This window comes from Paraburkholderia ultramafica (assembly GCF_902859915.1).
In the GTDB taxonomy this organism is placed as follows: Bacteria; Pseudomonadota; Gammaproteobacteria; order Burkholderiales; family Burkholderiaceae; genus Paraburkholderia; species Paraburkholderia ultramafica.
The window spans coordinates 77164-100731 of the sequence record NZ_CADIKK010000018.1 but is presented as its reverse complement, the minus strand read 5'-3'; the positions used below and the strand labels follow the sequence as shown (position 1 = coordinate 100731).

The following is a 23568-nucleotide window of genomic DNA, read 5'->3' as shown; positions in this document are numbered from 1 at the left end:
AATGTCCGTCAGTAACGCGGGTAAGCCGCGGCTTAGCGGTAATCGCCGGAACGCGGCGCTTTTTCCTTCGCATCCACATCCACCGCGCCGTTGCGCGGCAGTTCACGCTGCTGCGCTTCGCCTGCCGGCGTTTCGGCTTCCTTCATGCCTTCCTTGAAGCCCTTCACCGCGCCGCCCAGATCGGTGCCGATGTTGCGCAGCTTCTTCGTGCCGAACACGAGCGCCACGATCAACAACACGATCAGCCAATGCCAAATGCTCAACGAACCCATGACTACTCTCCTTAACCCCGACACCGCACCGTGATGCGGCAAAATTCGTGCGCCTTGCGGCGTGACCTGAAGCGCTGATGCTTCATCTATACGTTACCGCAGGCTCTCCCGATTCAACCAGCGGCGCGACAAATGTCATTGTGGCCCGATGATCGCGTCGACGTTATTACATGTTGCAGAAAACGACGGCCGCGCTATTGTCCCTGACCAAAACTCGCAGCGGGGTCCATGACCCGCGCTTTTCCGTCAGCCCATTCGTTGCCAGGGGCGTGGTCCCGCGAGAATGTGCGCGTGCAGGTGATACACCTCCTGGCCGCCGCCCGGACCCGTATTGATTACCGTGCGAAAACCCGTTTCGCCGCCGATGTACGCAACACCCAGTTGATCGGCCAGACGCGCCACCAAGATAAGCATTCTACCAAGCAGCGGCGCATCGCTTTCGGTGCAATTCGACAGCGTGGCGACGTGCTTGCGCGGAATCACCAGCACGTGCGTCCTGGCCGCCGGACGGATGTCGCGAAAGGCAACAAACTCTTCGTCTTCGTGGACTTTGGTCGACGGGATCTCGCCGGCGGCGATCTTGCAGAAAAGGCAGTTTGGATCGTGACTCATCGTATTCCTGACGCGGTATGACTGGAGCGCGAAGCGTGACGCAGCCAGGTTCGAGTCAGGCCCGACAAACGGACCGACGACACTCAGACCCAGCCGCGCGGATTCGCAAGCGGCTTGTTATCGTACAGATACAGCCAGCCTTTGATAATACGGTACAACATCCAGATACTGACGGCCCACAGGACCGGAATGCCGATCACCACGAGCAGCAGCAGGGCGCCGATCGCGTAACCGAGCAGACACAGCCAGAAAGAACGGATCTGCCACTCGAAATGGGCTTCGTACGCCGTGCCCACCACATCGGGCCGCTTCACGTAGTTGATGATGATCGCTATCAGAATCGTCAGGCCGCCAGTCAGCCAGTGGACCGCGTACAGCGCATACAGCACGTGCGTGAGCGTGCGCAGGCTGCGTTCGCGCTCCGGCTCCATGGCGTTGCGATAGACCGGCGGCGGATAGCTCTCGTGCGACTGTTCCATGCTTGCGTCCTCCCGAAGATGCGTTCAGATGCGTTCAGTGCAAAGTGGGCGCCGGCGCTCGCGACTTCTAGCCGGGCCGGTCAATCGCCGTTCTGTTCGCGCTCGCGGCTCTTGCGCAGCGCCTTTTCCTCGATGCCCGACAGCCCTTCGCGGCGCTCGAGTTCGGCGAGCACGTCCGCCGGGCCCAGATCGAAGTGCGACAGCATCACGAGGCAGTGAAACCACAGGTCCGCGACCTCGCCGACCAGCGCCTTCGGCGCGCCGCCGTGACGCGCGTCCTTGGCGGCCAGCACGACTTCGGTGGCTTCTTCGCCGATCTTCTTCAGCACCGCGTCATCGCCCTTGTGGAACAGGCGCGACACGTAGGAGACGTCCGGATCACCGCCCTTGCGGCTGTCGATGATCGCCGCGAGGCGCAGCAGCGTGTCGGCGGTGGACGCGGGTTGGGACGACGTGGATTGCGTGGATTGCGTCATTTGTAGATGTGTTCGGGGTCTTTCAGCACGGGATCGACGGCGACCCAATCGCCCTCGTTCACCGAGCCTTCGAATTTCTGGAAAAAGCACGAGTGGCGGCCGGTGTGGCACGCGATGCCCGACACCTGCTCCACCTTCAGCAGCACGACGTCTTCGTCGCAATCGAGCCGCACTTCATGCACGTGCTGCACATGGCCGGACTCTTCGCCCTTGAACCACAGGCGCTGACGCGAACGCGAGAAGTACACCGCGCGGCCGGTTTCGATGGTCTTCGCCAGCGCTTCGCGGTTCATCCACGCGAACATCAGCACGTCGTTGCTCGACGCTTCCTGCGCGATCACCGGCACGAGGCCGTTCGCGTCCCACTTGACCTTGTCGAGCCAGTTCACTGCCGAGGGATTCACCACGTCACAACCTCACCGAAATGCCTTGATCGGCCATGAAGCGCTTGGCCTCGCCCACAGTGTGCTCGCCGTAGTGGAAGATGCTCGCGGCCAGCACCGCGTCCGCGTGGCCGGTCTTGATGCCGTCGGCCAGATGCTGCAGGTTGCCCACGCCGCCCGACGCGATCACCGGAATCGGCACCGCGTCCGACACCGCGCGCGTGAGCGCGAGGTCGAAGCCGCTCTTGGTGCCGTCGCGGTCCATGCTGGTCAGCAGGATCTCGCCGGCGCCGAGTTCGGCCATCTTGCGCGCCCATTCGACCGCTTCGAGGCCGGTGGCCTTGCGCCCGCCGTGCGTGAAGACTTCCCAGCGCGGCGGCTCGCCGTCCGCGGAGACGCGTTTCGCATCGATCGCGACGACGATGCACTGCGAGCCGTATTTGTCCGTTGCGTCTTTGACGAGCTGCGGATTCGCGACCGCCGACGAATTCATGCTGATCTTGTCCGCGCCCGCGTTCAACAGGCGCCGCACGTCTTCGACGGCGCGCACGCCGCCGCCGACCGTCAGCGGAATGAACACCTGGGAGGCGACCGCTTCGATGATCGGCAGGATCAGATCGCGCTGATCGGAAGTGGCGGTGATGTCGAGGAAGGTGAGTTCGTCGGCGCCCTGATCGTCGTAACGGCGGGCGATTTCGACCGGGTCGCCCGCGTCGCGCAGTTCGACGAAGTTGACGCCCTTGACCACGCGTCCAGCCGTGACGTCGAGACAGGGGATGATGCGTTTAGCTAGAGCCATGATCTTGCAATTCTGCCAATACCGCTGATGAAGCCGCTCGCCTGGGGCTTGCGGCACAGTGCCGGCGCGACGCCCGGAGCACGAGCCCGAAACAACCTTTAAGCGTCGTCCGATTCGCGCAACCGGTCCGCGAGCGTCTGCGCCGCGGCGAAGTCGAGATCGCCCGAGTAGATCGCCCGGCCGCAGATCACGCCTTCAATGCCTTCGTCTTCGACTTCGCACAGCGACTCGATGTCGGTGAGATTCGACAGACCGCCGCTCGCGATCACCGGAATCTTCACCGCGCGCGCGAGGCGCACCGTCGCTTCGATGTTGATGCCTTGCAGCATGCCGTCGCGGCCGATATCGGTGTAGATGATCGATTCACAGCCGTAGTCCTCGAACTTGCGCGCGAGATCGGCCACTTCATGGCCGGTCAGCTTGCTCCAGCCGTCGGTGGCGACCTTGCCGTCTTTCGCATCCAGCCCGACGATGATATGGCCGCCGAACGCCGTGCACGCATCCTGCAGAAAGCCCGGATTCTTCACCGCCGCGGTGCCGATGATCACGTACGACAAACCGTCGTCCAGATAGCGCTCGATCGTGTTCAGGTCGCGGATACCGCCGCCCAGCTGCACGGGAATCTCGCCGCCCACTTCCTCGATGATCGCCCGGATCGCGTCTTCATTCTTCGGCTTGCCCGCGAACGCGCCATTCAGGTCGACGAGGTGCAAACGGCGGGCGCCACGCTCGACCCAATGTCGGGCCATCGCCGCCGGTTCCTCGGAAAATATCGTCGCCTGGTCCATATCGCCTTGTTTGAGGCGTACACACTGACCGTCTTTCAGGTCGATGGCGGGAATCAGCAGCATAGCAATCGGGTGTTGTCTGGGAAGGGGTTGAAGGTCGGCGGCAGCGGCTGTCCGCGGGAGCGCCGTTTCGCTAGTTTAGTACAACTCTTTCGACGCCCTTGCGGAGCGCCCTCTGGGAGCGAAATCGTGGTGCTGCGGTCGTGGCGCGCGGCAAACGCCCCGCTTGTGGCGGAACAGGGCACCGCAACGGGATGAAGAAAGGCGCTCACGGGTTCCAGTGCACGAAGTTGCGATACACGCGCAGCCCCGCGTCGGCGCTCTTTTCCGGGTGGAATTGGGTGGCGAAGATGTTATCCCGCGCCACCGCCGAGGTAAAGGGCACACCGTACACCGTTTCGCCCGAGGTATGGGCGGGATTGTCCGGCTGCACGTAATAGCTGTGCACGAAGTAGAAGAACGCGTTGTCGGCGACGCCGTCCCATAACGGATGCGGCTGCGCCTGACGCACGCGGTTCCAGCCCATTTGCGGGACCTTGAAGCGCGAACCGTCGTCCTGCACCTGGCCTTCCAGATCGAAGCGCAGCACCTTGCCGGGCAACAGGCCCAAGCCTGGCGTGTCGCCTTCGGCGCTCCAGTCGAACAGCATCTGCTCGCCGACGCATACGCCCATCAGCGGCTTGCTGCGCGATGCCTCGATGACCGCTTCCTGCAGGCCGGACTCGCCGAGACTGCGCATGCAGTCGGGCATCGCACCCTGGCCGGGCAGCACCACGCGGTCGGCCGCGCGGATCGCTTCGGGCCGGTCGACGATCGCCACATCCGCTTCCGGCGCGGCTTTGCGCAATGCCTGGGCAACCGAGCGCAGGTTGCCCATTCCGTAATCCACAATCGCTATCGAAGTTTTCATTTCAAGTCTGGCGGCAATGCCTTCAATCCACCGACGGTGATGTCCAGCGCCGAACGACGGTTGGCCGACGCGCGGTCCTGGTCAATGAGTCGTCTAAAGTTGAACGGCTTAAAGGCTGCCCTTGGTCGACGGAATCTGCCCTGCCGCGCGTTCGTCCATTTCAGTGGCCATGCGCAACGCACGCCCGAATGCCTTGAACACCGTTTCCATCTGATGGTGGGCGTTCAGGCCGCGCAGGTTGTCGATGTGCAGCGTGACCCCGGCGTGGTTCACGAAGCCGCGGAAAAACTCGATCGACAGATCGACGTCGAACGTGCCGATGCGCGCGCGCGTGAACGGCACGTGGAATTCGAGGCCCGGACGGCCGGAAAAATCGATCACGACGCGCGACAGCGCTTCGTCGAGCGGCACGTACGAATGACCGTAACGGCGGATGCCCTTGCGCTCGCCGATCGCTTTCGCGACAGCCTGGCCGAGCGTGATGCCGGTGTCTTCGACCGTGTGGTGGTCGTCGATATGCAGGTCGCCATGCGCTTCGATTTCGAGGTCGAACAGGCCATGCCGTGCGATCTGGTCGAGCATGTGGTCCAGAAACGGCACGCCGGTGGCCAGCTTCTGCTGACCGGTGCCGTCCAGATTGATCTTCACACGGATCTGCGTTTCGCTGGTGTTGCGAACGACTTCCGCAAGGCGCATGGTAATTCCTCGAATCGAGCTAGAAAGCGATAGTAGTGTGGGGTGGGAAAACGGCGAGGCCGTTCAATGCAGCACGAGTTTCAGTCCGGCGAGCAATTGGGCGTTTTCTTCCGGCGAACCGACGGTCAATCGCACGCAATTAGCCAGCAATGGATGCATTTTACTCACGTTTTTGATCAGAACCCGCGCCGTCAGCAGCGTTTCGAACATCACGGATGCGTCGGGCACCCGCACCAGCACGAAGTTGCCGGCGCTCGGGAACACTTCGGCGCCCGGCAACGCGGCCACCGCCTGCGCGAGTTTCGTGCGTTCTTCGCGCAGTTGTGCGGCTTGCGCGTCGAGCACGTCGACGTGGTCGAGCAGGAAATCGGCGGCGGCTTGCGTCAGCACGTTGGTGTTGTACGGCGGGCGCACCTTGTCGAATTCGGTCAGCCACGCGGGTTTGCCGACCAGGTAGCCGAGACGGATACCGGCGAGGCCGAGCTTGGACACCGTACGCATCACGACGACATTGTCGAACGCGTCGGCGCGCGGCAGCCAGCTTTGCTGCGCGAACGGCTGATAAGCCTCGTCGATCACCACGAGGCTCTGGTTCGCCGCGGCGATGATGCGCGCCATGTCGGCGTCGTCGAACAGCGTCCCGGTCGGGTTGTTCGGATACGCGAGATAGATGATCGCCGGTTCATGCTCGGCGATCGCCGCGAGCATCGCTTCGGTATCGAGCGTGAAGTCCGCCTTCAACGGCACGCCGACGAATTCGAGATTCGCCAGCTGCGCCGACATCTGATACATCACGAAACCCGGCACCGGCGCGAGCACCTTCGCGCCCGGCTTCGCGCACGCGATCGACACGAGGCTGATGATTTCATCCGAGCCGTTGCCGAGCAACACGTCGCAACCGGTGGGCACGCCCATCACGCGCTTGATCTTTTCAATCAGCGCTTCCGGGCGCGGCGCCGGGTAGCGGTTCAGCGCAACACCGGCCAGATGCTCGCCCAGATGCGCGGCCAGCACCGGCGGCAGCGGAAACGGGTTTTCCATCGCGTCGAGCTTGATGAAGCCCGTGGCGTCGGGAACCGGATAACTCGTCATCGCGAGTACGTCGCGGCGGATGATGTCTTGAGGTGTCGTCATAGGTCTATGGACCGGGCCGCGAGGCAGATGCCGGCCGGGCATCGGCGGCGCACGGGCCGCCCCGGTTCGTCTGTATTGTCGTGATGAACGGAATGGTGAGCGGGCGCGCGCACGCAATCCGTCGTTGGAGTTTGCGGGCACCGGCTCGATGCCCGCCTGCTTCTCTTCTGTATCAGGTGCGCCGCGCCCCGCCGCGGCTAGCCGCGGTCATTGTTCTGCCGCATCCGGTATTCGGCGCTGCGGGCATGCGCCTGCAGGCCTTCGCCGTACGCAAGTTCGGCGGCGATCTCGCCGAGCGTCTGCGCGCCTTCCGCGCTGACCTCGATCACGCTGGAGCGCTTGAAGAAATCATAGACGCCCAGCGGCGACGAGAACCGTGCGGTACGAGACGTAGGCAGCACGTGATTCGGTCCCGCGCAGTAGTCGCCCAGGCTCTCGCTGGTGTAGCGGCCGAGGAAGATCGCGCCGGCATGGCGGATCAACTTGCCCCACTGATGCGGCTCCAGCGCGGAGATTTCGAGGTGCTCCGGGGCGATATCGTTGGCGATCGCGCAGGCTTCCGCCATGTCGCGCACCTTGATGAGCGCGCCGCGGCCTTCGAGCGACGCGCGGATCACGTCCTGACGCGGCATGCCCGGCAGCAATTCGTTGATCGCGTCATGCACGCGGGCGATGAACGCGTCGTCCGGGCACAGCAGGATGGATTGCGCGAGTTCGTCGTGCTCGGCTTGCGAGAACAGGTCCATCGCGACCCAGCGCGGGTCGGTGGTGCCGTCGCACAGCACCAGAATTTCCGACGGCCCGGCGATCATGTCGATACCCACCGTGCCGAACACGCGGCGCTTGGCCGACGCGACATACGCGTTGCCGGGACCGCAGATCTTGTCGACCGCGGGCACGGTTTGCGTGCCGTACGCCAATGCGCCCACAGCCTGCGCGCCGCCGATGGTGAACACGCGATCCACCCCGCCCAGCAGCGCGGCCGCCAGCACCAGCGGATTCTTCACGCCGTCCGGCGTCGGCACGACCATGACGATTTCGCGCACCCCGGCCACCCGCGCCGGAATCGCGTTCATCAGCACCGACGACGGATACGCCGCCTTGCCGCCCGGCACGTAGATGCCCGCGCGATCGAGCGGCGTGACCTTCTGGCCAAGCACCGTGCCGTCGGCCTCGGTGTACTGCCAGCTATGGCTGCCGCACTCGATCTTCTGCTTCTCGTGATAGCCGCGCACGCGCGCCGCCGCCGCTTCGAGCGAGGCCCGGCGCTTCGGCTCCAGGCCTTCGAGCGCCGCTTCCAGTTCCGCCATCGGCAGCTCCAACGCGGCGACGCTCTTCGCGTCGACCCGGTCGAAGCGGTTCGTGTACTCGAGCACCGCCGCGTCGCCGCGCGCCTTCACGTCGTTCAGAATCTGCGCGACCGAGCGCTCGATTGCTTCGTCTTCGCTCGCCTCGAACGCGAGCACCTCGTGCAGCGACCTCTGGAAGCCGGGAGCGGTGGAATCGAGTTTGCGAATCTTGATAGACATACGGGTATCCGTTCCAGTAAGGCGCGCTTTACAGCGTGGTCACACTGACACTATCGGGCCGTCGCTCAGCCGGCTTTCGACGCGCGTTCGAACGCGTCGAGAATCGGCCGCAACGCGGCGCGCTTGAGTTTCAGCGCCGCCTGGTTCACAACGAGGCGCGACGAGATTTCCATGATCTCCTCCACCTCGACAAGATTGTTGGCGCGCAAGGTATTGCCCGAACTCACCAGGTCGACGATCGCGTCGGCGAGGCCGACCAGCGGCGCCAGCTCCATCGAACCGTACAGCTTGATCAGGTCGACGTGCACGCCCTTGGCGGCAAAATGCTCGCGTGCGGTTTCGACGAACTTGGTCGCCACGCGCAAGCGGGCGCCCTGGCGCACCGCCTTCGCATAATCGAAACCCGCCGCGACCGCGACCGACATCCGGCAACGCGCGATCTCCAGGTCGACCGGCTGATACAGCCCGCTGCCGCCGTGCTCGAGCAGCACGTCCTTGCCCGCCACGCCGAAGTCGGCCGCACCGTACTCGACATAGGTCGGCACGTCGGTGGCGCGCACGATGATCACGCGCAGGTTCGCGTCGGTGGTCGGCAGGATCAGCTTGCGCGAGGTTTCCGGATCCTCGGTCACTTCGATGCCGGCTGCAGCGAGCAGCGGCAGCGTTTCTTCGAAGATACGCCCTTTCGACAACGCCAGCGTGAGCGGTGCGCTCACCGCCGGAGACGACGACGTTTGCGGCATCGAACTCATGCGTGGCTCCCGGACACCCGGCGCACCTCCGCGCCGATCGCGTTGAGCTTGGTCTCCATCCGGTCGTAGCCGCGATCCAGGTGATAGATGCGGTCGATCAGCGTCTCGCCTTCGGCGCGCAACGCGGCGATCACGAGACTCGCGGACGCGCGCAGATCGGTGGCCATCACCATCGCGCCGGACAGCTTGTCGACGCCGTTCACGAGCGCGGTGTTGCCGTCGATCGTGATGCTGGCGCCGAGGCGGTTCAGTTCCTGCACGTGCATGAAGCGGTTTTCGAAGATCGTTTCGACGACCTGCGAGGTGCCTTGCGCGATCGTGTTCAGCGCCATGAACTGCGCCTGCATGTCGGTCGGGAACGCCGGGTATTCAGACGTGCGGAACGTGACGGCGGCCGGACGCCGGTCCATGCGCACGCGCATCCAGTGATCGCCCTCTTCGATCGTGACGCCGGCTTCGCGCAGCTTTTCGGTCACCGCTTCGAGGATCAGCGGACGCACTTTGCGCAACGTGACGTCGCCGCCGGCGACCGCCACCGCGCACAGGAACGTGCCGGCTTCGATGCGATCCGGAATCACCGTGTGCTTCGCGCCATGCAGCTTGTCGACGCCCTGGATCAGCAGGCGGTCCGTGCCGATGCCTTCGATCTGCGCGCCCATCGCGACCAGCAGATGCGCGAGGTCGCCGACTTCCGGCTCACGCGCCGCGTTCTCGATGACCGTTTCGCCTTCGGCCAGCACCGCTGCCATCAGCAGGTTTTCGGTGCCGGTCACCGTGATCATGTCGGTGACGATGCGCGCGCCCTTCAGACGCTTCGCGCGTGCTTCGATGAAGCCGTGCTCGATCGTGATCTCGGCGCCCATCGCCTGCAGGCCCTTGATGTGCTGGTCGACCGGACGCGCACCGATTGCGCAGCCGCCCGGCAGCGACACCCGTGCGTGACCGAAGCGCGCGACCAGCGGGCCGAGCACGAGGATCGACGCGCGCATGGTCTTGACCATTTCGTACGGCGCGACGACGTTGTCGACCTTCGACGCGTCCAGCGCCACGCGCCCTTCGCCGCTCTCGATACGCACGCCCATCTGACCGAGCAGCTTGAGCATCGTGCGCACGTCCTGCAGATCGGGCACGTTCTCCAGATGCACCGGCTCCGCGCTGAGCAGACCCGCGCACAGGATCGGCAACGCCGCGTTCTTCGCACCTGAGACGACGACTTCACCCGACAGCGGGTAGCCACCTTCAATGACGAGTTTATCCATGCCTGTCAGTTCCTGATTGACCCGGACTTCGGCCGGGGCTGCATTGACCGTGTTCGACGCGCCGCTACCGGCGTCGCGTCCTTCTTGAGTAATTCGCACTAAATTTCCAGATTACGCGTTCTGCCATTCGGCGGGCGTCAGCGTTTTCATGCTGAGCGCGTGGATTTCTTCACGCATGCGGTCGCCGAGCGCCGCATACACGAGTTGATGGCGCTGGATCAGACGCTTGCCTTCGAAGCTCGGCGAAACGATGGTCGCAAAGAAATGCTGGCCGTCGCCTTCGACTTCGAGATGCTGGCAAGCGAGCCCAGCCGCAATGTATTGCTTGACCTGTTCTGGAGTCGGCAACATGAGAGAAGCTCCTGATCAGTGGCGCAGTTTGTAGCCGGAAGCGAGCATGCGCATCGCCACCACGGCCAGCACCACAAAGAAACCGGCGACGATCGCGAGGCTCACGAGCGGATTGATATCCGACATCCCGAAGAAGCCGTAGCGAAAGCCGTCGATCATGTAGAAAAAAGGATTGAGCCGCGACACTTCGCGCCATCCCGCCGGCAGCGTGTGCGTCGAGTAGAACACGCCCGAGAGGAACGTGAGCGGCATGATCAGAAAGTTTTGAAACGCGGCAAGCTGATCGAACTTCTCGGCCCAGATGCCGGCGATCAAACCGAGCGTGCCGAGAATCGCCGCGCCGAAAATCGCGAACAGAATGATGTAGAACGGCGCGATGAAGCTGAGCGGCACGAACCAGATCGTCACGATGAACACGCCGAAGCCGACCGCCAGTCCGCGCGCGACGGCGGCGAGCACGTAGGCGCCGAACATCTCGTAGTGCGACAGCGGCGGCAGCAGCACGAACACCAGGTTGCCGGTGATCTTCGACTGGATCAGCGACGACGAGCTGTTCGCAAACGCGTTCTGCAACACGCTCATCATCACGAGACCCGGAATCAGGAAGCTCGTGTATTCGACGCCCGGATAGACCTGCACATGGCCGCGCAGCGCGTGGCCGAAGATGGTCAGATAAAGAAGCGCGGTAATGACCGGCGCGAGCACGGTCTGGAAGGCAACCTTCCAGAAACGCAGGAGCTCCTTGTAAAACAGCGTACGGAAACCGCTCATGCAAGCTCCTCGATCACTTCCGGACCGTTCATCACCTGAACGAACACATCTTCGAGGTCGGCCTTGCGGACCTCGATTTCTTCGAATGTGCAGCCCGCTGCGCGGCACTGCGCGAGAATCCGCTCGACGTCGTCGTAGCTCACGAGGCGCAGCAGATGCTGGCGGCCATTGCCGTTGCCCGCGCCGCTTTCCACTTCGAGCGGACGCAATTCGGCAGGCAGGACGCCGTGCGCGAAACGCACGAACAGCTGCATGCCGGCAAAGCGTTGCAACAGCGTGCTGGTACGTTCCAGCGCGACCACCTCGCCACGGCGCAACATCGCGATGCGGTCGCACAGCGACTCGGCTTCTTCCAGATAGTGCGTGGTCAGCACGATGGTGTGGCCTTCGCGGTTCAGGCGCGAGATGAACTTCCACAGCGTTTGGCGCAGCTCGACGTCGACGCCCGCGGTCGGCTCGTCGAGCACGATCACCGGCGGCCGGTGCACCAGCGCCTGCGCGACCAGCACGCGGCGCTTCATGCCGCCCGACAGCGCGCGCATGTTGGCGTCGGCTTTGTCGGTGAGGTCGAGATTGGCCATGATCTCGTCGATCCACGCGTCGTTGTTGCGCAGCCCGTAATAGCCGGACTGGATGCGCAAGGTTTCGCGAACGGTGAAGAACGGATCGAACACGAGTTCCTGCGGCACCACGCCGAGCGCGCGGCGCGCGTCGCGGAAATCGGCCACGACGTCGTGGCCGCGTACCGCGATGCTGCCTTCATCGGCGCGAGCGAGGCCGGCGAGGATGCTGATGAGCGTCGTCTTGCCCGCGCCGTTCGGACCGAGCAGTCCGAAGAACTCGCCTTCTTCGACCGTGAGGCTGACGCCCTTGAGCGCCTGCAAGTCCTTGTAGCGCTTCTTGACGTTACGAATTTCTATGGCTGACATGACTGTGGGCCGCGTGCGTCGCGGCGCCTAAAGGAGCCCTGGGAGGGCGCGCAAATGCTGGGAGGAACGGAATTGGGGCCGGTTAAGTGCCCCAAAAAACGTTTGATTATAGGGCAAAAATCAGCGGCCCCGACTCGACCGGGGAGATTGGGAGTGACGCGCTTAGAGCGTCAATGTCGCGCCGACAAGAGGGTATCGACGCCGTAGGCTTGTGCGAGGCTGGCGAGAGCAGCCGGCAGATTGATGATTTCGAACTTGACGCCGCGCGCCTGCGCGGCACGCTCCCACGCGAGGAGCACGGCCAGCGCGGACGAATCGAATTGCGCGAGCGGCGCGCAGTCCACGCCGGTCGCGCCGGCCGCGATGCGTTGCAAACCCGCCGCGAGCGCGGCCTTCGCGCTCTCGTGGGTCAACGTCGCGGCGCTCTCGAAGCGGTTGGCGACGGGGCTCAGCACTTCGTTCACGACTGCTTGCCCGCGGCGAGTTGCTGATTGCGCTGCGTGAGGAACTGGATCAGTCCGTCCACGCCCTTCTGCTGGATCTGCTCGCTGAACTGCTGCTGATACGCCTGAATCAGCCATGCGCCGAGCACGTTGATGTCATACACGCGCCAGCCTTGCGGCGTCTTGTACAGACGGTAGTCGAGTTCGATCGGCGAGCCGTTGTTCATCACGACCGAGCGCACCACTGTGTCGGTGTCGTCCGGGTTCATGCGGAACGGCTTGTACTGGATCTGCTGGTCGCGCACCTGCGCGAGCGCGCCCGAGTACGTGCGGATCAGCAGCATCTTGAACTGCTCGACCACGGCGTTTTGCTGCTCGGGCGTGGCCGTGCGCCAGTTGCGCCCCATCGCCAGTTGCGTGGTGCGGCGGAAATCCATGTACGGCAGGATCTTTTCGTTGACGAGGCGCGTGATCTGCGTGATGTCGCCTTGCTGGATCGACTTGTCGGCGTGGATCGCGTCGATCACTTGCTGCGTGACGGTCTTGACCATGCCGTCCGGCGAACTCGTGTCGACGGTTTGTGCCGATGCACCGGCACTAACGAATGAAAACAACACGGCAAACAACGGAATCAGGAAGAATTTTTTCATATCGAGCCTAGCCTTAAAAGTTGTGCAAGCGTTTGAGCCGACCTTAACACGCGAGTTCGACGGCAATCCATGCGCAAACTGCGAGAGTCGTATCGATCTGTTACGGCAGCACCTTCAGCGCAATTTGAATGACGGAAAGTTGAAACGCGTCGGCGGAACCAGCTGGCCTGCCGGAATCTGCGTCGTTTCGGGCCCGCCGTTCAGGTCGAGCGGCGGCGTTTCGGAGCTGCCGGACGCGGCTTCGGGTGCGGCCGCAGGAGCTGCCTGCGGCGGCGTTGCGACGGCCGTGCCGGATGCCCCGGCCGCCTTCGCAGCAGCGCCCTGCGTGCCCGCCGCAGCGCCGGCTGTTCCGGCTGCCGCACCGGCCGGCGCGGCAGCCGCGCCGCCTTCGACGTCCTCGTACTTCGGCAGCGGCGCTTCCTCGTCGTAATTCGGCAGCGCCTGCGAGCGCCTGCCGTCCGACAGCAGATACTGGCGGCGTTGCAGATACGCGTTACGCACGAACGAGTATTTGTCGAGCGCGGCGCCTTCCAGCACTTCGCTCGCACCCAGCAGATTCGCACGCGTGTTGACGATGTTCAGGCCGTACAGCGCCCAGCTCAGACCCGGCGGATCAATGTAGCTGAGCGGATTCACATAGTAATTGCCGATCGAACCGACCGCGTCGCGCACGGTGCTCGGCCCGAACAGCGGCAGCACCAGGTACGGCCCCGGCGGCACGCCGTAGTGGCCGAGCGTCAGACCGAGGTCGTTGTCATGCTTGGGCAGCTTGGCGAGCGTCGCCACGTCGAACAGGCCACCGACACCGAACACCGTGTTGATCACGATCCGCATGATGTCCTGCACACCATCGGTGATCCTCAACTGCAGCAGGTTGTTCGCCGCGATGTAGACGTCGCCGATGTTCGAGAAGAAGTTCGTCACGCTGTCGCGCACCGGCTGCGGCGTTGCCCACACGTAGCCCTTGGCGACCGGCTTCAGCGCGTACTGGTCGATCTTGTCGTTGACGGTGAAGATCGTACGGTTGAAACCTTCGAACGGGTCGCCCTTGGTCGGCGTCTCCACGGTGGCGCAGCCGGCCAGCAGCGTTGCCACTACCGCCAACTTGCCCAACTGGAAGGCGCGCGCGCCTCCGATGCGTGTGGTCTGCATTGTTGTTCTCCTTATTGGCCGGCAGCGCCGGAGACAGGTGAACCCGGCGCCGGCGCCGCGGGCGAGGTCGCGGGCGCGGCAGGCTTCGACGCCCCCGAATCCGCGGCCTTGCTATACAGGAACTGGCCGATCAGGTTTTCCAGCACGATCGCCGATTGCGTCATCGAGATCGAGTCGCCGGCCTTGAGCATCTCGCTGTCGCCACCGGGTTCGAGTCCGATGTACTGTTCGCCGAGCAGACCCGAGGTCAGGATTTTCGCCGAGGTGTCTTTCGGAAACTGAAATTGCTTGTCGATATCGATCGTGACGACCGCCTGATACGCATTGCTGTCAAAGCCGATCGACGCGACCCGGCCGACCGTCACGCCCGCGCTCTTCACGGGCGCGCGCGCCTTGAGCCCGCCGATATTGTCGAACTTGAGCTTGACCGGGTAGGTTGCCTGGAAAGACAACGAGCTCATGTTGCCGGCCTTCAGCGCGAGAAACAGCAACGCCACGAAACCCAACACCACGAACAGGCCGACCCAGAAGTCGAGAGCAGTCTTTTTCATCGTCATCCCAAAGTGAATCCGCCACGCCGTCGACGCTCCCCGCCGCGCGCGGCCAGTGACGCGCCGCCGGCGGGAAACGTGCCGCGCAGTTTTAGCTGAACATCAGTGCGGTCAGCAGAAAATCGAGTCCGAGTACCGCCAGCGACGCGTACACGACCGTCCTGGTCGTCGCGCGCGACACGCCTTCCGGCGTCGGCTTGGCTTCGTAGCCCTGAAACAGCGCGACGAACGTCACCGCGAGGCCGAACACCACGCTCTTGACGACCCCGGCGCCCACATCGCGCCAGACATCGACGCCGCCCTGCATCTGCGACCAGAACGCGCCTGCGTCGACGCCGATCAGCAGCACCCCCACCACGTAACCGCCCAACACACCGACGGCGCTGAAAATCGCCGCGAGCACCGGCATCGCGATAATGCCGGCCCACAGGCGCGGCGCGACCACGACCTTGACCGGATCGACGGCCATCATTTCCATCGCGGTCAGTTGCTCGCCCGCCTTCATCAAGCCGATCTCGGCGGTCAGCGACGTGCCGGCCCGGCCGGCGAACAGCAGCGCCGTGACCACCGGCCCGAGTTCACGCACGAGCGACAGCGCGACCAAGAGCCCCAGCGCCTGTTCGGAGCCGTAGCGATTGAGCGTGTAGTAGCCCTGCAAGCCGAGCACGAAGCCGACGAACAGCCCCGACACGGCGATGATCACCAGCGAATAATTTCCCAGGAAGTGGATCTGCTTCGTGACAAGGCGCGGCCGGCGCAGCAGCGGGAAAAATTCGAGCAGCAGCCGGAAGAAAAAGCGCGTGGCGTAGCCGGCCGTGCCCAGCCCGCCGGTCACCGAGCGACCGATCGTACTGATCATGACTGGCCTCCGCCGATGCCGAAGTCCGCCGCCAGCGGCGCCTTGCTCGGATAGTGGAATTTGAACGGGCCGTCCGGCGCGCCGTCGATGAACTGCCGCACCGTCGGATCGGCCGACGCGCGCAGCTCGGCCGGCGTGCCCTCGGCGTGCACCCCGCCGTTGGCGAGGAAGTAGACGTAATCCGCGATCGCGAACGATTCCGGCACGTCGTGCGTGACCAGGATCGAGGTCGCGCCCAGCGCCTGATTCAACGCGCGAATCAGGTTCGCGGTAATGCCGAGCGAGATCGGATCGAGACCGGCGAACGGCTCGTCGTACATCATCAGTTCGGGGTCGAGCGCGATGGCACGCGCCAGCGCCACGCGCCGCGCCATGCCGCCCGAAATCTCCGACGGCATCAGGTCGCGCGCGCCGCGCAAGCCGACCGCGTTGAGCTTCATCAACACGAGGTCGCGCAGCAATTCTTCGGGAAGATCGGTGTGCTCGCGCAGCGCGAAGGCGACGTTTTCGAACACCGACATGTCGGTGAACAGCGCACCGAACTGGAACAGCATGCCCATCTTGCGGCGCAGCGCGTAAAGGCCGTCGCGCGACTGCTGGCCGACGTCCTGGCCATCGAAAACAATCTGGCCGCGTTGCGCGCGCACCAGGCCGCCGATCAGACGCAGCACCGTGGTCTTGCCGCAACCCGAGCCGCCCATGACCGCGACGACCTGACCGCGTTTGAAGCGCAGATTCAGGTTCGACAGGACAAGCCGGTCGCCGTAACCGAAGTCGACGTCGCGCAGCTCGAGTAAGGTCTCGGGGGAGGAAGACACGAAACTGACAGTCCTTTTACACGGAAGGCCGAATTATAGGGCCATCATGCAAAACCTGCCGTGAGGTGCCCTTTCCCTTAACGATGCCTGACGATTATCGCGTAAACCCTTGTTGCAGCGCAGAAACCGCGGCAGCCGGGTCGGAAGCTTCCGTGACCGCGCGCACCACGGCCGCGCAGCCGACCCCCGTCGCCAGCACTTCGGGCAGCACTTGCAGGTCGATCCCGCCGATCGCCACCAGCGGCACGACGCCGTCGAGCAGGCGTACGTAGCGCGTGAGGCGTTTGAGACCCTGCGGTGCGGTCGGCATGACTTTGGTGGTGGTCGGAAAGACTGCGCCTAATGCAATGTAGCTCGGCCGAAAATGCAGCGCCTTCAGAATCTCGTAGAAACCGTGCGTCGACAGGCCCAGCCGGATGCCGGCGGCCGCCAGCGCGGACAGGTCGGCGGTGTGCAGGTCCTCCTGACCGAGGTGGACGCCGTACGCACCCGCTTCGAGCGCGGCCTGCCAGTGGTCATTGATGAACACCTGGGCGTCGTGCGCGCGACCGGCGGCCACGCAGCGGGCGATTTCGCGCTTCAGTTCGTCGGCGGGTTCGGCCGATTTGCGGCGCAACTGCACCGTCTTCACGCCGAAGCCCACCACCCGCTCGACCCACTCCGCAGTTGGCAGCACCGGGTACAGACCCAGCCGGTCCGGGCAACGCGCGAACGCTTGCGCCGGCGCGGCCGGCATGCCGGCGAGGCGCGGGAAACGGGCGAGATCGGCCGGGAACGCGTCGTCCGCGCGGGTTTCGTCGCCGTCGCGCCACGCGAGCGCCAGCACCAGCGCGTCATGCGGATCGAAACCGCAGTCGAGAAACGCGGCCAACGCGGCGATCCAGTCTTCCGCCAGATGGCCCTCGAGGCGATACTTTTCGCCGCCCAGATGCAGCGTGGCCTTATTCTGCGCCGCTTCGATCACGCCGGCGCCCTGCACCAGCCAGCGAGCCATCTGTTCGCCATGCTGTTGGGCGTCCGCGATCACGATCAGGTCGCCGCCGTTCGGCGCGTCCGGCGCGGTCAGGCAGATGCGCCACGGCGCATGCGTCGGCGGCCAGTCGCCGAGGCGCGCGCGGATGCGCTCGGTAACTTCGGTGAGTTCGTCGGCGGGCGGCCAGAACAGGTCGCGATCCTTCAATGCCAGTGTTTGCGTCATGCGGCGCTCCCGTCTTGATGCCAGAACGGCATGCCGACTACCGGCGTGCTCGCGTGCGCGCTTTCGCGCTCGGCCATCGGCCCCGCCAGAAAAGCCTGGCGGCCCGCTTCGACACCCAGCGCGAAAGCGCGCGCCATCGCGTCGGGGTGCGTCGCCTGCGACACCGCGGTGTTCAGCAGCACGCCGTCGAAGCCCCACTCCATCACCTGCGCCGCATGCGATGGCACGCCGAGCCCGGCGTCGACGATCAGCGGCACATCCGGCAGCCGCTCGCGCAGCACGCGCAGCCCGTAAGGGTTGATCACGCCCTTGCCGGTGCCGATCGGCGCGCCCCACGGCATCAGCGCTTCACAGCCGGCGTCGAGCAGACGGCGGCCGATCACCAGATCTTCGGTGCAATACGGCAGCACCTTGAAGCCGTCCTTGACCAGTTGCGCGGCCGCTTCGATCAGGCCGACCGGATCGGGCTGCAACGTGTAGTCGTCGCCGATCAGTTCGAGCTTGATCCAGTCGGTTTCGAAGATTTCGCGCGCCATGTGCGCGGTCGTCACCGCCTCGCCGACGGTCAGGCAACCTGCGGTGTTCGGCAGCAGCGGCACGCCGTGGCGCTTGAGCAGATCGAAGAAGCCGGCTTCGGCGCCGCCCTCGTTCATCTGCCGGCGCAGCGCGACGGTCACCATGCCGGGGCGCGCCGCGTCGATCGAATCGGACAGCGACTGCAGCGACGGATAGCGCGAGGTACCGAGCAGCACGCGGCTCGCGAAGGTCTGGCCGTACAGCGTGAGCGCGTCTGCGGTCTGGGGGGAAGTCATGTGCATCATCCTGGTCTCCGGCAATGCGTGGCGAGGCGGCGTTTAGCCGCCCGCCACGGGTTGCACGACGTCGAGCCGGTCGCCCGGCTGCAGCGCGCGCGCCGCATGCTGGGTGCGCGCGACGAAATCGCCGTTCAGCGCGACCGCGAACGGCGGACGCGCGCCGTACGCGGCGAGCGCATCGGCGACAGTCGCGCCTTCGGGCAGCGACAACGGCTTCTGATTGATATGAATGTCCATGGTGTTCGAATACGGTTCAATCGATGGCGAAAGCGGCATGGCGCGCGGCGTTGAAGCCCGTAACGCTCATGCCGGCTCCCGCGCGCAATCCTGTTGGAAGAGCTCGCTCCAGCGCGCGGCGCGGCGCCAGTCGGCGAACGCGTCGGCATCGCCGATGCGGCCGTCGAGCAGCGCGGCGGCGAAGCGCACGGCCTCGTCGGCGACTTCGGGCGCGATCATGTAGCCATGCCGGTACAGGCCGTTCACGCGCAGCGTCTGCGCACCGTCCCACAGCAGCGCCGGACGGTGATCCGGCAAGGTTGGGCGGCACTGCGAATTCAGTTCGAGGATGCGCGCCTCGCCGAAGCCGGGATGCACGGAAAACGCCGCGCTCAGCAGTTCGAGCGCCGAGCGCACGCTGACCGGCGACATGTCCTCGCCTTCGACTTCGGTGGCGCCGATCACGTAGAGGTCGTTCTGCTTCGGCGCGATATAAAGCGGATAGCGCGGATGCAGCAGCCGCACCGGGCGCGTCAGGTTGATACCGGGCGCATGCACGCGCGCGACTTCGCCGCGAATGCCGCGCAACGTGGGCAGCACGGGCTTCGCGCCCAGGCCCCGGCAGTCGATCGTGACGCACGCGGGCGGCAGCGACTGCTCGTCGACCGGCGTATTCCAGTGCGTTTCGACACCGCGCTGGGCGAGGCCCGCGGCCAGGGCAGCCAGCACCTGGCGGTTATCCAGCTGGCCTTCGCGCGGCAGCAGCCAGCCTTGATTGAAGCGGCCCGCCAACGCGGGCTCGGCGGCGCCGACCTGCGCGCCCGCCAGCGTCACGAATCCGCCGTCGAGCAGTTCGGCCGGCGCGTTCGAGCGCACCCGGCGTTCGAACAACGGCGCCTCCGTGCGGTCGGCGTGATGCCAGACGACCAGCGTGCCATTGCGCTGGAAGAAAACCGGCTCGGGCAATTCGGCCAGCACTTGCGGCCAGGCATCGAGGGAACTCGCGCCGAGCCGCGTGATCAGCAGCTCGGCACTGGCGGCTTCCGCCAGCGGCGCCAGCATCGCCGCGGCGACCCATGCGGCGGCCTGCGAACCGGCGGCGTCGCCACGCTCATAAAGCGCCACGCGATGCCCTTGTCCGGCCAGACGCCACGCGACCAGCCGGCCGCAAAGACCGCCCCCGAGGACGGCGAAATCGGGTTGTGCAGGACGGTTCATCGCGCGCACTCCCACTTGCATTCCCGCGTGCATTCCGATACGCGGCAGCAAGCAAGGCTAAAGCAGCACGGCACGCCGACGGCGGCGTGGCGAAGAACAAAACACATATCTGAAGAATAGGCGGTCATCGAGTCCTTTCCGTACGGCCAACAAAACGCACGTACCCAGGACGAAACCGGCGGGTGAAGCCGGCCGGACACTACGCGCGTACCGATGTACGGACGCCGCCCGGCGGGGAATGGAAGACTGCTTGCTTCCGGAAACTTCCCGCGCCGGTATTACCCGGATCGGGTGCAAAGGGTCTCTCTCAGCCTCGCCGCCGCGGTATGAAAATCACACCGCCTGTGGGCGAAGCACCCCTGTTTCGTCGAAGGTCATTAGACCATAAAAGGCGCGGCGCCCGCAAACCAGCGGCTTGCGCGGTCAGCCGGAGTTCGATCCGGCATCCTGTTTCGCCGCGCCGATGCGGGCGGAGTCGGCGCTCTGGCACAATGCCAAGACCGGATGCCGCACGCACGCCTTGCCGCACGCGCCGCGGCGGCATCGAGGCGACGGCTGGCGGCGAAAATTAATTTTCGCTTAAGGGCTTCACGCCAGAATCGCACGCTCGCCCGGACGTGCGTTCGTCGAGCACGACGCCCGGGTAGGTACCACACGCCCGTCGCAGGGCGGTCCCCAAGGTGGGCCAGCCTTCGATGGGATAGACCGAAAGGGGCCGACCAGCAATGCGTCGGCCCGGAATGGGCCAACCCGAGATGGGCCAGCCCAAGATGGGCCAGCACTTCGGATCAGCACTTCATCAGGACGCTCATGACACTAAATACTTCTGCCAGCCCCGCGCTGCCGCCCGACGAAAAAGTCTCCGCCTGGAGTCTGATCAAACCTTACTGGGTTTCCGAAGAACGCAAGACGGCGTGGGGCCTGCTCATCGCGATCATCGTGATGAATTTGCTCGTCGTGTGGATCAACGTGCGCCTGAACCGCTGGAGCGCCGACTTCTACAACGCGCTGCAAACCAAGAACGTGCGCGACTTCCCGCACCTGCTGATGGTGTTCTCGGGACTCGCGTTCGGCTTCATCATCCTCGCGGTGTACGGGCGTTATCTGCGCCAGATGCTCGGCTTCCGCTGGCGCCAGTGGCTCACGACGCGCTACCTGAACGAGTGGCTGCACGACAGCGCCTTCTACCGGATCGAACGCGACCGCCTCGCCGACAACCCCGACCAGCGGATCAGCGACGACCTGCAATCGTTCGCCACCACCACGCTGTCGCTGACGCTCGACCTGCTGTCCACCGTCGTCACGCTGGTGTCGTTCATCACGATCCTGTGGTCGCTGGCCGGCGCGCTGACCCTCTCGCTCGGCGGCATGCCGCTGCAGATTCCGGGCTACATGGTGTGGGCCGCGGCGCTGTACGCGGTGGTCGGCTCGCTGATCATCCAGAAGGTTGGCCATCCGCTCGTGCCGATCAACTACCAGGCGCAGAAAGTCGAGGCGGATTTCCGTTTCGGCCTGATCCGTTTGCGTGAGAACGCCGAGCAGATCGCGTTCTACAACGGCATGGACACCGAGAAGACGAACGCGCAGTCGCTGTTCCGCCGCATCCGCGACAACTGGTGGCAGGTGATGAAGTACACCAAGCGGCTCACCTTCGTGCTGAGCTTCTACGGTCAGATCGCCATCATTTTTCCGCTGGTGGTCGCCGCGCCCCGCTACTTCGCGGGCGCCTTCACCTTCGGCGTGCTGATGCAGATTTCCAGCGCATTCGGCACCGTCAGCGATTCGTTCTCGTGGTTCATCAACAGTTACGCGAGCCTCGTCGAATGGCGCGCCACCGTGAACCGGTTGCGCGAATTCAGGCGCGTCGTGCATGCGCCGCGTCTGAAGGAATCGGTTTCGCCGGCCACCGAGCATGGCGGCATCAACCTGCATTTCGTCGACGCCGACTCGCTGTCCACCGACGGCCTCAAGCTCGCGTTGCCGAACGGCAACCCGCTGTCGCGCATCCGCGATATCGCGATTCAGCCTGGCTCGCGCTGGCTGGTGCGCGGTCCGTCCGGTTCGGGCAAGAGCACGCTGATGCGCGCACTCGCCGGCCTGTGGCCGTTCGGCGATGGCTCGATCGACGCGCCGGTCAACGCGCGCATGATGTTCATACCGCAGGTCAGCTACATGCCGATCGGCACGCTGAAGGCGGCGCTCGCCTATCCGTCCCCGGCCAACACCTACACCGACGACGAATGCCGCGAAGCGCTCATCATCTGCCACCTGTCGGAGTACGCCGACCGTCTGCAGGAATCGGGGCACTGGACCCGCATTCTGTCGCCGGGCGAACAGCAGCGCCTCGCCGCCGCGCGCGTGCTGCTGCACAAGCCGGACTACCTGTTCCTCGACGAAGCGACCAGCGCGCTCGACGCGGAAAACGAGGCGCGTCTTTATCGCCTGTTCACGGAGCGGTTGCCGAAGGCGGCGATTGTCAGTGTCGCGCATCGCGAATCGCTGGCTGCGTTCCACGACGAAACGCTCGACGTCGAGCGCACCGGCGAAGCGATCGCGGCATAAGCGACGTGCGTGGCGCCGCGGAACATGTGATCCATCAAACGCTGGCAAGCTTCGGCGCGCTCGATCAACTGGTCGCCAACGCGGGGCACGCGCAACGCCAAACCCTCAACGCACTCGACCCCGACGCATTCAGCGCCGCCTTCGCCGCGATCCCGGCCGCGTTTGCCGGGCTCGTCAAACGCGCAACCCCTGCCCTGGAAACGTCGAAGCGCGGCCGCGTGATCGCGCTGAGTTCGTCCCGCTCGCCACGCAGCGACGCACGACACACCGGCGCACCCCTCACACGCCGCATCGCAATACAACGCAACATCCGGAAACACGCGAGAAGAGTTCGCAAGCATTTGCGAAGCGGGCAGGCTGTTCCGCCCTTTGAAAATGCCTGCTGGCAGCGACGATAGTCGTGCGGGCCGTACCACCTGCTGGCCCCAACGTCATTCACTGCTACTGGACTCTCCGCCCATGTCATTCGATCGCCGCTCCCACCCTTTGACCCAGCGCATCGCGCTCGCTCTCGGCGCAGCGTTGCTGCTCACGAGCGCCGCGCACGCAGCGCAAGCCACCCAGCCGAACGAGCCGGCGGATGTTTGTCCCGCGCTCAAGCACATCGTCGATGCCGCCGATTTCAAGCAACTGCACGGCCAAGCCGCCGCGCAACTGCCGGGCATGTCGAACACCGATGACTGCCGCGCCAACCAGCACGCGTACGATTGCCACTGGCGTGCGCACTGGCAAGCTGACGGCGTAATCAACGACCCGCTCGAAGAATTCGGCGCCGACATCGCTGCGTGCTTTCCGAACATCGTGCACGACGTCAACACGCCGACGCGTCAGCATTTCATCGTGACCACCGCCGGCCGGCGCGTCAACGTCACGGCCAGCGTGCAAGGGCAAAACGAACTGCGCCTGCGCGTCACGCGCTGAGCGTGCGTCTGAGCGCCGTTCTCCG

The 23568-nt window shown here is 64.8% G+C and carries 28 protein-coding genes, 1 pseudogene and 1 riboswitch; of the genes and pseudogenes, 3 read left to right on the top strand and 26 right to left on the bottom strand.

Annotated elements, in window-relative coordinates; translation table 11 throughout:
• Window positions 1-32: 32 nt before the first annotated feature.
• The 26 genes from tatA to HV744_RS19980 form a co-directional block, all read right to left on the bottom strand.
• A complete protein-coding gene (gene tatA, locus HV744_RS20105) occupies window positions 33-272 on the bottom strand; it encodes a Sec-independent protein translocase subunit TatA (protein ID WP_007180217.1) in 240 nt (79 codons plus the stop codon).
• Window positions 273-518: 246 nt separating this feature from the next.
• Entirely contained in the window at window positions 519-884 is a 366-nt protein-coding gene (locus HV744_RS20100; protein ID WP_175151168.1) for a histidine triad nucleotide-binding protein, read from the bottom strand.
• An 83-nt stretch (window positions 885-967) separates the two neighbouring features.
• Window positions 968-1363, bottom strand: coding sequence for a DUF4870 family protein (locus HV744_RS20095; protein ID WP_175151167.1), 396 nt, complete (start codon window positions 1361-1363; stop codon window positions 968-970).
• 80 nt (window positions 1364-1443) lie between these two features.
• Window positions 1444-1839, bottom strand: a complete 396-nt coding sequence (locus HV744_RS20090) for a phosphoribosyl-ATP diphosphatase (RefSeq protein WP_175151166.1) — start codon at window positions 1837-1839, stop codon at window positions 1444-1446.
• Entirely contained in the window at window positions 1836-2246 is a 411-nt protein-coding gene (hisI, locus tag HV744_RS20085) for a phosphoribosyl-AMP cyclohydrolase (RefSeq protein WP_175151165.1), read from the bottom strand. The genes HV744_RS20090 and hisI overlap by 4 nt, the downstream gene beginning before the upstream one ends.
• 1 nt (window position 2247) lies before the next feature.
• Window positions 2248-3021 carry an imidazole glycerol phosphate synthase subunit HisF gene (gene hisF / locus HV744_RS20080; protein ID WP_175151164.1) on the bottom strand — a complete coding sequence of 258 codons (774 nt, stop codon included), beginning with the start codon at window positions 3019-3021 and terminating at the stop codon, window positions 2248-2250.
• Between the two features lie 98 nt (window positions 3022-3119).
• Window positions 3120-3872 carry a 1-(5-phosphoribosyl)-5-[(5-phosphoribosylamino)methylideneamino]imidazole-4-carboxamide isomerase gene (gene hisA / locus HV744_RS20075; RefSeq protein WP_106284196.1) on the bottom strand — a complete coding sequence of 251 codons (753 nt, stop codon included), beginning with the start codon at window positions 3870-3872 and terminating at the stop codon, window positions 3120-3122.
• A 205-nt stretch (window positions 3873-4077) separates the two neighbouring features.
• Window positions 4078-4719, bottom strand: a complete 642-nt coding sequence (gene hisH, locus HV744_RS20070; RefSeq protein WP_175151163.1) for an imidazole glycerol phosphate synthase subunit HisH — start codon at window positions 4717-4719, stop codon at window positions 4078-4080.
• 108 nt (window positions 4720-4827) lie between these two features.
• Complete coding sequence (hisB, locus tag HV744_RS20065) at window positions 4828-5415, bottom strand: imidazoleglycerol-phosphate dehydratase HisB (protein ID WP_175151162.1); 588 nt, start codon at window positions 5413-5415, stop codon at window positions 4828-4830.
• A gap of 63 nt (window positions 5416-5478) precedes the next feature.
• The gene (hisC, locus tag HV744_RS20060) at window positions 5479-6549 is read right to left on the bottom strand and encodes a histidinol-phosphate transaminase (RefSeq protein WP_175151161.1); all 1071 of its coding nucleotides are present in this window, start codon (window positions 6547-6549) and stop codon (window positions 5479-5481) included.
• 197 nt (window positions 6550-6746) lie between these two features.
• Window positions 6747-8078 (bottom strand): histidinol dehydrogenase, encoded by a 1332-nt coding sequence (gene hisD, locus HV744_RS20055; protein ID WP_175151160.1) that lies wholly within the window; start codon window positions 8076-8078, stop codon window positions 6747-6749.
• A 65-nt stretch (window positions 8079-8143) separates the two neighbouring features.
• Window positions 8144-8830 (bottom strand): ATP phosphoribosyltransferase, encoded by a 687-nt coding sequence (gene hisG, locus HV744_RS20050; RefSeq protein WP_175151159.1) that lies wholly within the window; start codon window positions 8828-8830, stop codon window positions 8144-8146.
• A complete protein-coding gene (murA, locus tag HV744_RS20045) occupies window positions 8827-10089 on the bottom strand; it encodes a UDP-N-acetylglucosamine 1-carboxyvinyltransferase (protein ID WP_175151233.1) in 1263 nt (420 codons plus the stop codon). The genes hisG and murA overlap by 4 nt, the downstream gene beginning before the upstream one ends.
• 111 nt (window positions 10090-10200) lie before the next feature.
• A complete protein-coding gene (locus HV744_RS20040; protein ID WP_006052280.1) occupies window positions 10201-10440 on the bottom strand; it encodes a BolA family protein in 240 nt (79 codons plus the stop codon).
• Window positions 10441-10455: 15 nt separating this feature from the next.
• Entirely contained in the window at window positions 10456-11211 is a 756-nt protein-coding gene (locus tag HV744_RS20035) for an ABC transporter permease (RefSeq protein ID WP_175151158.1), read from the bottom strand.
• Entirely contained in the window at window positions 11208-12140 is a 933-nt protein-coding gene (locus HV744_RS20030; RefSeq protein WP_175151157.1) for an ABC transporter ATP-binding protein, read from the bottom strand. Before HV744_RS20030 ends, HV744_RS20035 begins: the two co-directional genes overlap by 4 nt.
• 170 nt (window positions 12141-12310) lie before the next feature.
• Window positions 12311-12604, bottom strand: a complete 294-nt coding sequence (locus tag HV744_RS20025; protein WP_175151156.1) for an STAS domain-containing protein — start codon at window positions 12602-12604, stop codon at window positions 12311-12313.
• Window positions 12601-13233 (bottom strand): MlaC/ttg2D family ABC transporter substrate-binding protein, encoded by a 633-nt coding sequence (locus tag HV744_RS20020; protein WP_175151155.1) that lies wholly within the window; start codon window positions 13231-13233, stop codon window positions 12601-12603. The genes HV744_RS20025 and HV744_RS20020 overlap by 4 nt, the downstream gene beginning before the upstream one ends.
• 114 nt (window positions 13234-13347) lie before the next feature.
• Window positions 13348-14385: an MlaA family lipoprotein gene (locus HV744_RS20015; RefSeq protein ID WP_175151154.1), complete on the bottom strand. Its 1038-nt coding sequence runs from the start codon at window positions 14383-14385 to the stop codon at window positions 13348-13350.
• Window positions 14386-14396: 11 nt separating this feature from the next.
• Window positions 14397-14936, bottom strand: a complete 540-nt coding sequence (mlaD, locus tag HV744_RS20010) for an outer membrane lipid asymmetry maintenance protein MlaD (RefSeq protein ID WP_175151153.1) — start codon at window positions 14934-14936, stop codon at window positions 14397-14399.
• Between the two features lie 91 nt (window positions 14937-15027).
• The gene (mlaE, locus tag HV744_RS20005) at window positions 15028-15795 is read right to left on the bottom strand and encodes a lipid asymmetry maintenance ABC transporter permease subunit MlaE (protein ID WP_175151152.1); all 768 of its coding nucleotides are present in this window, start codon (window positions 15793-15795) and stop codon (window positions 15028-15030) included.
• Window positions 15792-16613 carry an ABC transporter ATP-binding protein gene (locus HV744_RS20000; protein ID WP_175151151.1) on the bottom strand — a complete coding sequence of 274 codons (822 nt, stop codon included), beginning with the start codon at window positions 16611-16613 and terminating at the stop codon, window positions 15792-15794. Before HV744_RS20000 ends, mlaE begins: the two co-directional genes overlap by 4 nt.
• Window positions 16614-16707: 94 nt before the next feature.
• On the bottom strand, window positions 16708-17811 hold the full coding sequence (gene thiE, locus HV744_RS19995; RefSeq protein WP_175151150.1) for a thiamine phosphate synthase: 1104 nt from the start codon (window positions 17809-17811) through the stop codon (window positions 16708-16710).
• Window positions 17808-18623, bottom strand: coding sequence for a thiazole synthase (locus HV744_RS19990; RefSeq protein WP_175151149.1), 816 nt, complete (start codon window positions 18621-18623; stop codon window positions 17808-17810). The genes thiE and HV744_RS19990 overlap by 4 nt, the downstream gene beginning before the upstream one ends.
• Window positions 18624-18665: 42 nt before the next feature.
• Window positions 18666-18863 (bottom strand): sulfur carrier protein ThiS, encoded by a 198-nt coding sequence (thiS, locus tag HV744_RS19985; RefSeq protein ID WP_121315856.1) that lies wholly within the window; start codon window positions 18861-18863, stop codon window positions 18666-18668.
• A 66-nt stretch (window positions 18864-18929) separates the two neighbouring features.
• Window positions 18930-20060, bottom strand: coding sequence for an FAD-dependent oxidoreductase (locus HV744_RS19980; RefSeq protein WP_175151148.1), 1131 nt, complete (start codon window positions 20058-20060; stop codon window positions 18930-18932).
• Window positions 20061-20307: 247 nt separating this feature from the next.
• A riboswitch (TPP riboswitch) is annotated at window positions 20308-20431 on the bottom strand.
• A gap of 439 nt (window positions 20432-20870) precedes the next feature.
• On the opposite strand from HV744_RS19980, the gene HV744_RS19975 reads away from it, so the two are divergent.
• The 3 genes and pseudogenes from HV744_RS19975 (at window position 20871) to HV744_RS19965 (ending at window position 23543) form a co-directional block, all read left to right on the top strand.
• Window positions 20871-22622, top strand: a complete 1752-nt coding sequence (locus HV744_RS19975; RefSeq protein WP_175151147.1) for an ABC transporter ATP-binding protein/permease — start codon at window positions 20871-20873, stop codon at window positions 22620-22622.
• 8 nt (window positions 22623-22630) lie between these two features.
• Window positions 22631-23020 (top strand): annotated as a pseudogene (locus tag HV744_RS37440) (SDR family NAD(P)-dependent oxidoreductase); the annotation flags it as partial.
• 61 nt (window positions 23021-23081) lie between these two features.
• Window positions 23082-23543, top strand: coding sequence for a hypothetical protein (locus tag HV744_RS19965; protein WP_175151146.1), 462 nt, complete (start codon window positions 23082-23084; stop codon window positions 23541-23543).
• Window positions 23544-23568: the final 25 nt, after the last annotated feature.

Bases quoted from the DNA above. Each gene is read 5' to 3' on its own strand.
- murA (WP_175151233.1), bottom strand. From the start codon at position 10,089: ATGGATAAACTCGTCATTGAAGGTGGCTACCCGCTGTCGGGTGAAGTC.
- HV744_RS20035 (WP_175151158.1), bottom strand. From the start codon at position 11,211: ATGAGCGGTTTCCGTACGCTGTTTTACAAGGAGCTCCTGCGTTTCTGG.
- thiE (WP_175151150.1), bottom strand. From the start codon at position 17,811: ATGACGCAAACACTGGCATTGAAGGATCGCGACCTGTTCTGGCCGCCC.
- HV744_RS20015 (WP_175151154.1), bottom strand. From the start codon at position 14,385: ATGCAGACCACACGCATCGGAGGCGCGCGCGCCTTCCAGTTGGGCAAG.
- hisG (WP_175151159.1), bottom strand. From the start codon at position 8,830: ATGAGTTCGATGCCGCAAACGTCGTCGTCTCCGGCGGTGAGCGCACCG.
- HV744_RS20030 (WP_175151157.1), bottom strand. From the start codon at position 12,140: ATGTCAGCCATAGAAATTCGTAACGTCAAGAAGCGCTACAAGGACTTG.
- HV744_RS20090 (WP_175151166.1), bottom strand. From the start codon at position 1,839: ATGACGCAATCCACGCAATCCACGTCGTCCCAACCCGCGTCCACCGCC.
- hisF (WP_175151164.1), bottom strand. From the start codon at position 3,021: ATGGCTCTAGCTAAACGCATCATCCCCTGTCTCGACGTCACGGCTGGA.
- HV744_RS20020 (WP_175151155.1), bottom strand. From the start codon at position 13,233: ATGAAAAAATTCTTCCTGATTCCGTTGTTTGCCGTGTTGTTTTCATTC.
- HV744_RS19990 (WP_175151149.1), bottom strand. From the start codon at position 18,623: ATGACTTCCCCCCAGACCGCAGACGCGCTCACGCTGTACGGCCAGACC.
- hisA (WP_106284196.1), bottom strand. From the start codon at position 3,872: ATGCTGCTGATTCCCGCCATCGACCTGAAAGACGGTCAGTGTGTACGC.
- HV744_RS19965 (WP_175151146.1), top strand. From the start codon at position 23,082: ATGTCATTCGATCGCCGCTCCCACCCTTTGACCCAGCGCATCGCGCTC.
- hisC (WP_175151161.1), bottom strand. From the start codon at position 6,549: ATGACGACACCTCAAGACATCATCCGCCGCGACGTACTCGCGATGACG.
- tatA (WP_007180217.1), bottom strand. From the start codon at position 272: ATGGGTTCGTTGAGCATTTGGCATTGGCTGATCGTGTTGTTGATCGTG.
- hisB (WP_175151162.1), bottom strand. From the start codon at position 5,415: ATGCGCCTTGCGGAAGTCGTTCGCAACACCAGCGAAACGCAGATCCGT.
- HV744_RS19975 (WP_175151147.1), top strand. From the start codon at position 20,871: ATGACACTAAATACTTCTGCCAGCCCCGCGCTGCCGCCCGACGAAAAA.
- mlaD (WP_175151153.1), bottom strand. From the start codon at position 14,936: ATGAAAAAGACTGCTCTCGACTTCTGGGTCGGCCTGTTCGTGGTGTTG.
- mlaE (WP_175151152.1), bottom strand. From the start codon at position 15,795: ATGATCAGTACGATCGGTCGCTCGGTGACCGGCGGGCTGGGCACGGCC.
- HV744_RS20095 (WP_175151167.1), bottom strand. From the start codon at position 1,363: ATGGAACAGTCGCACGAGAGCTATCCGCCGCCGGTCTATCGCAACGCC.
- thiS (WP_121315856.1), bottom strand. From the start codon at position 18,863: ATGGACATTCATATCAATCAGAAGCCGTTGTCGCTGCCCGAAGGCGCG.
- HV744_RS20100 (WP_175151168.1), bottom strand. From the start codon at position 884: ATGAGTCACGATCCAAACTGCCTTTTCTGCAAGATCGCCGCCGGCGAG.
- HV744_RS20040 (WP_006052280.1), bottom strand. From the start codon at position 10,440: ATGTTGCCGACTCCAGAACAGGTCAAGCAATACATTGCGGCTGGGCTC.
- hisD (WP_175151160.1), bottom strand. From the start codon at position 8,078: ATGTCTATCAAGATTCGCAAACTCGATTCCACCGCTCCCGGCTTCCAG.
- hisH (WP_175151163.1), bottom strand. From the start codon at position 4,719: ATGAAAACTTCGATAGCGATTGTGGATTACGGAATGGGCAACCTGCGC.
- HV744_RS19980 (WP_175151148.1), bottom strand. From the start codon at position 20,060: ATGAACCGTCCTGCACAACCCGATTTCGCCGTCCTCGGGGGCGGTCTT.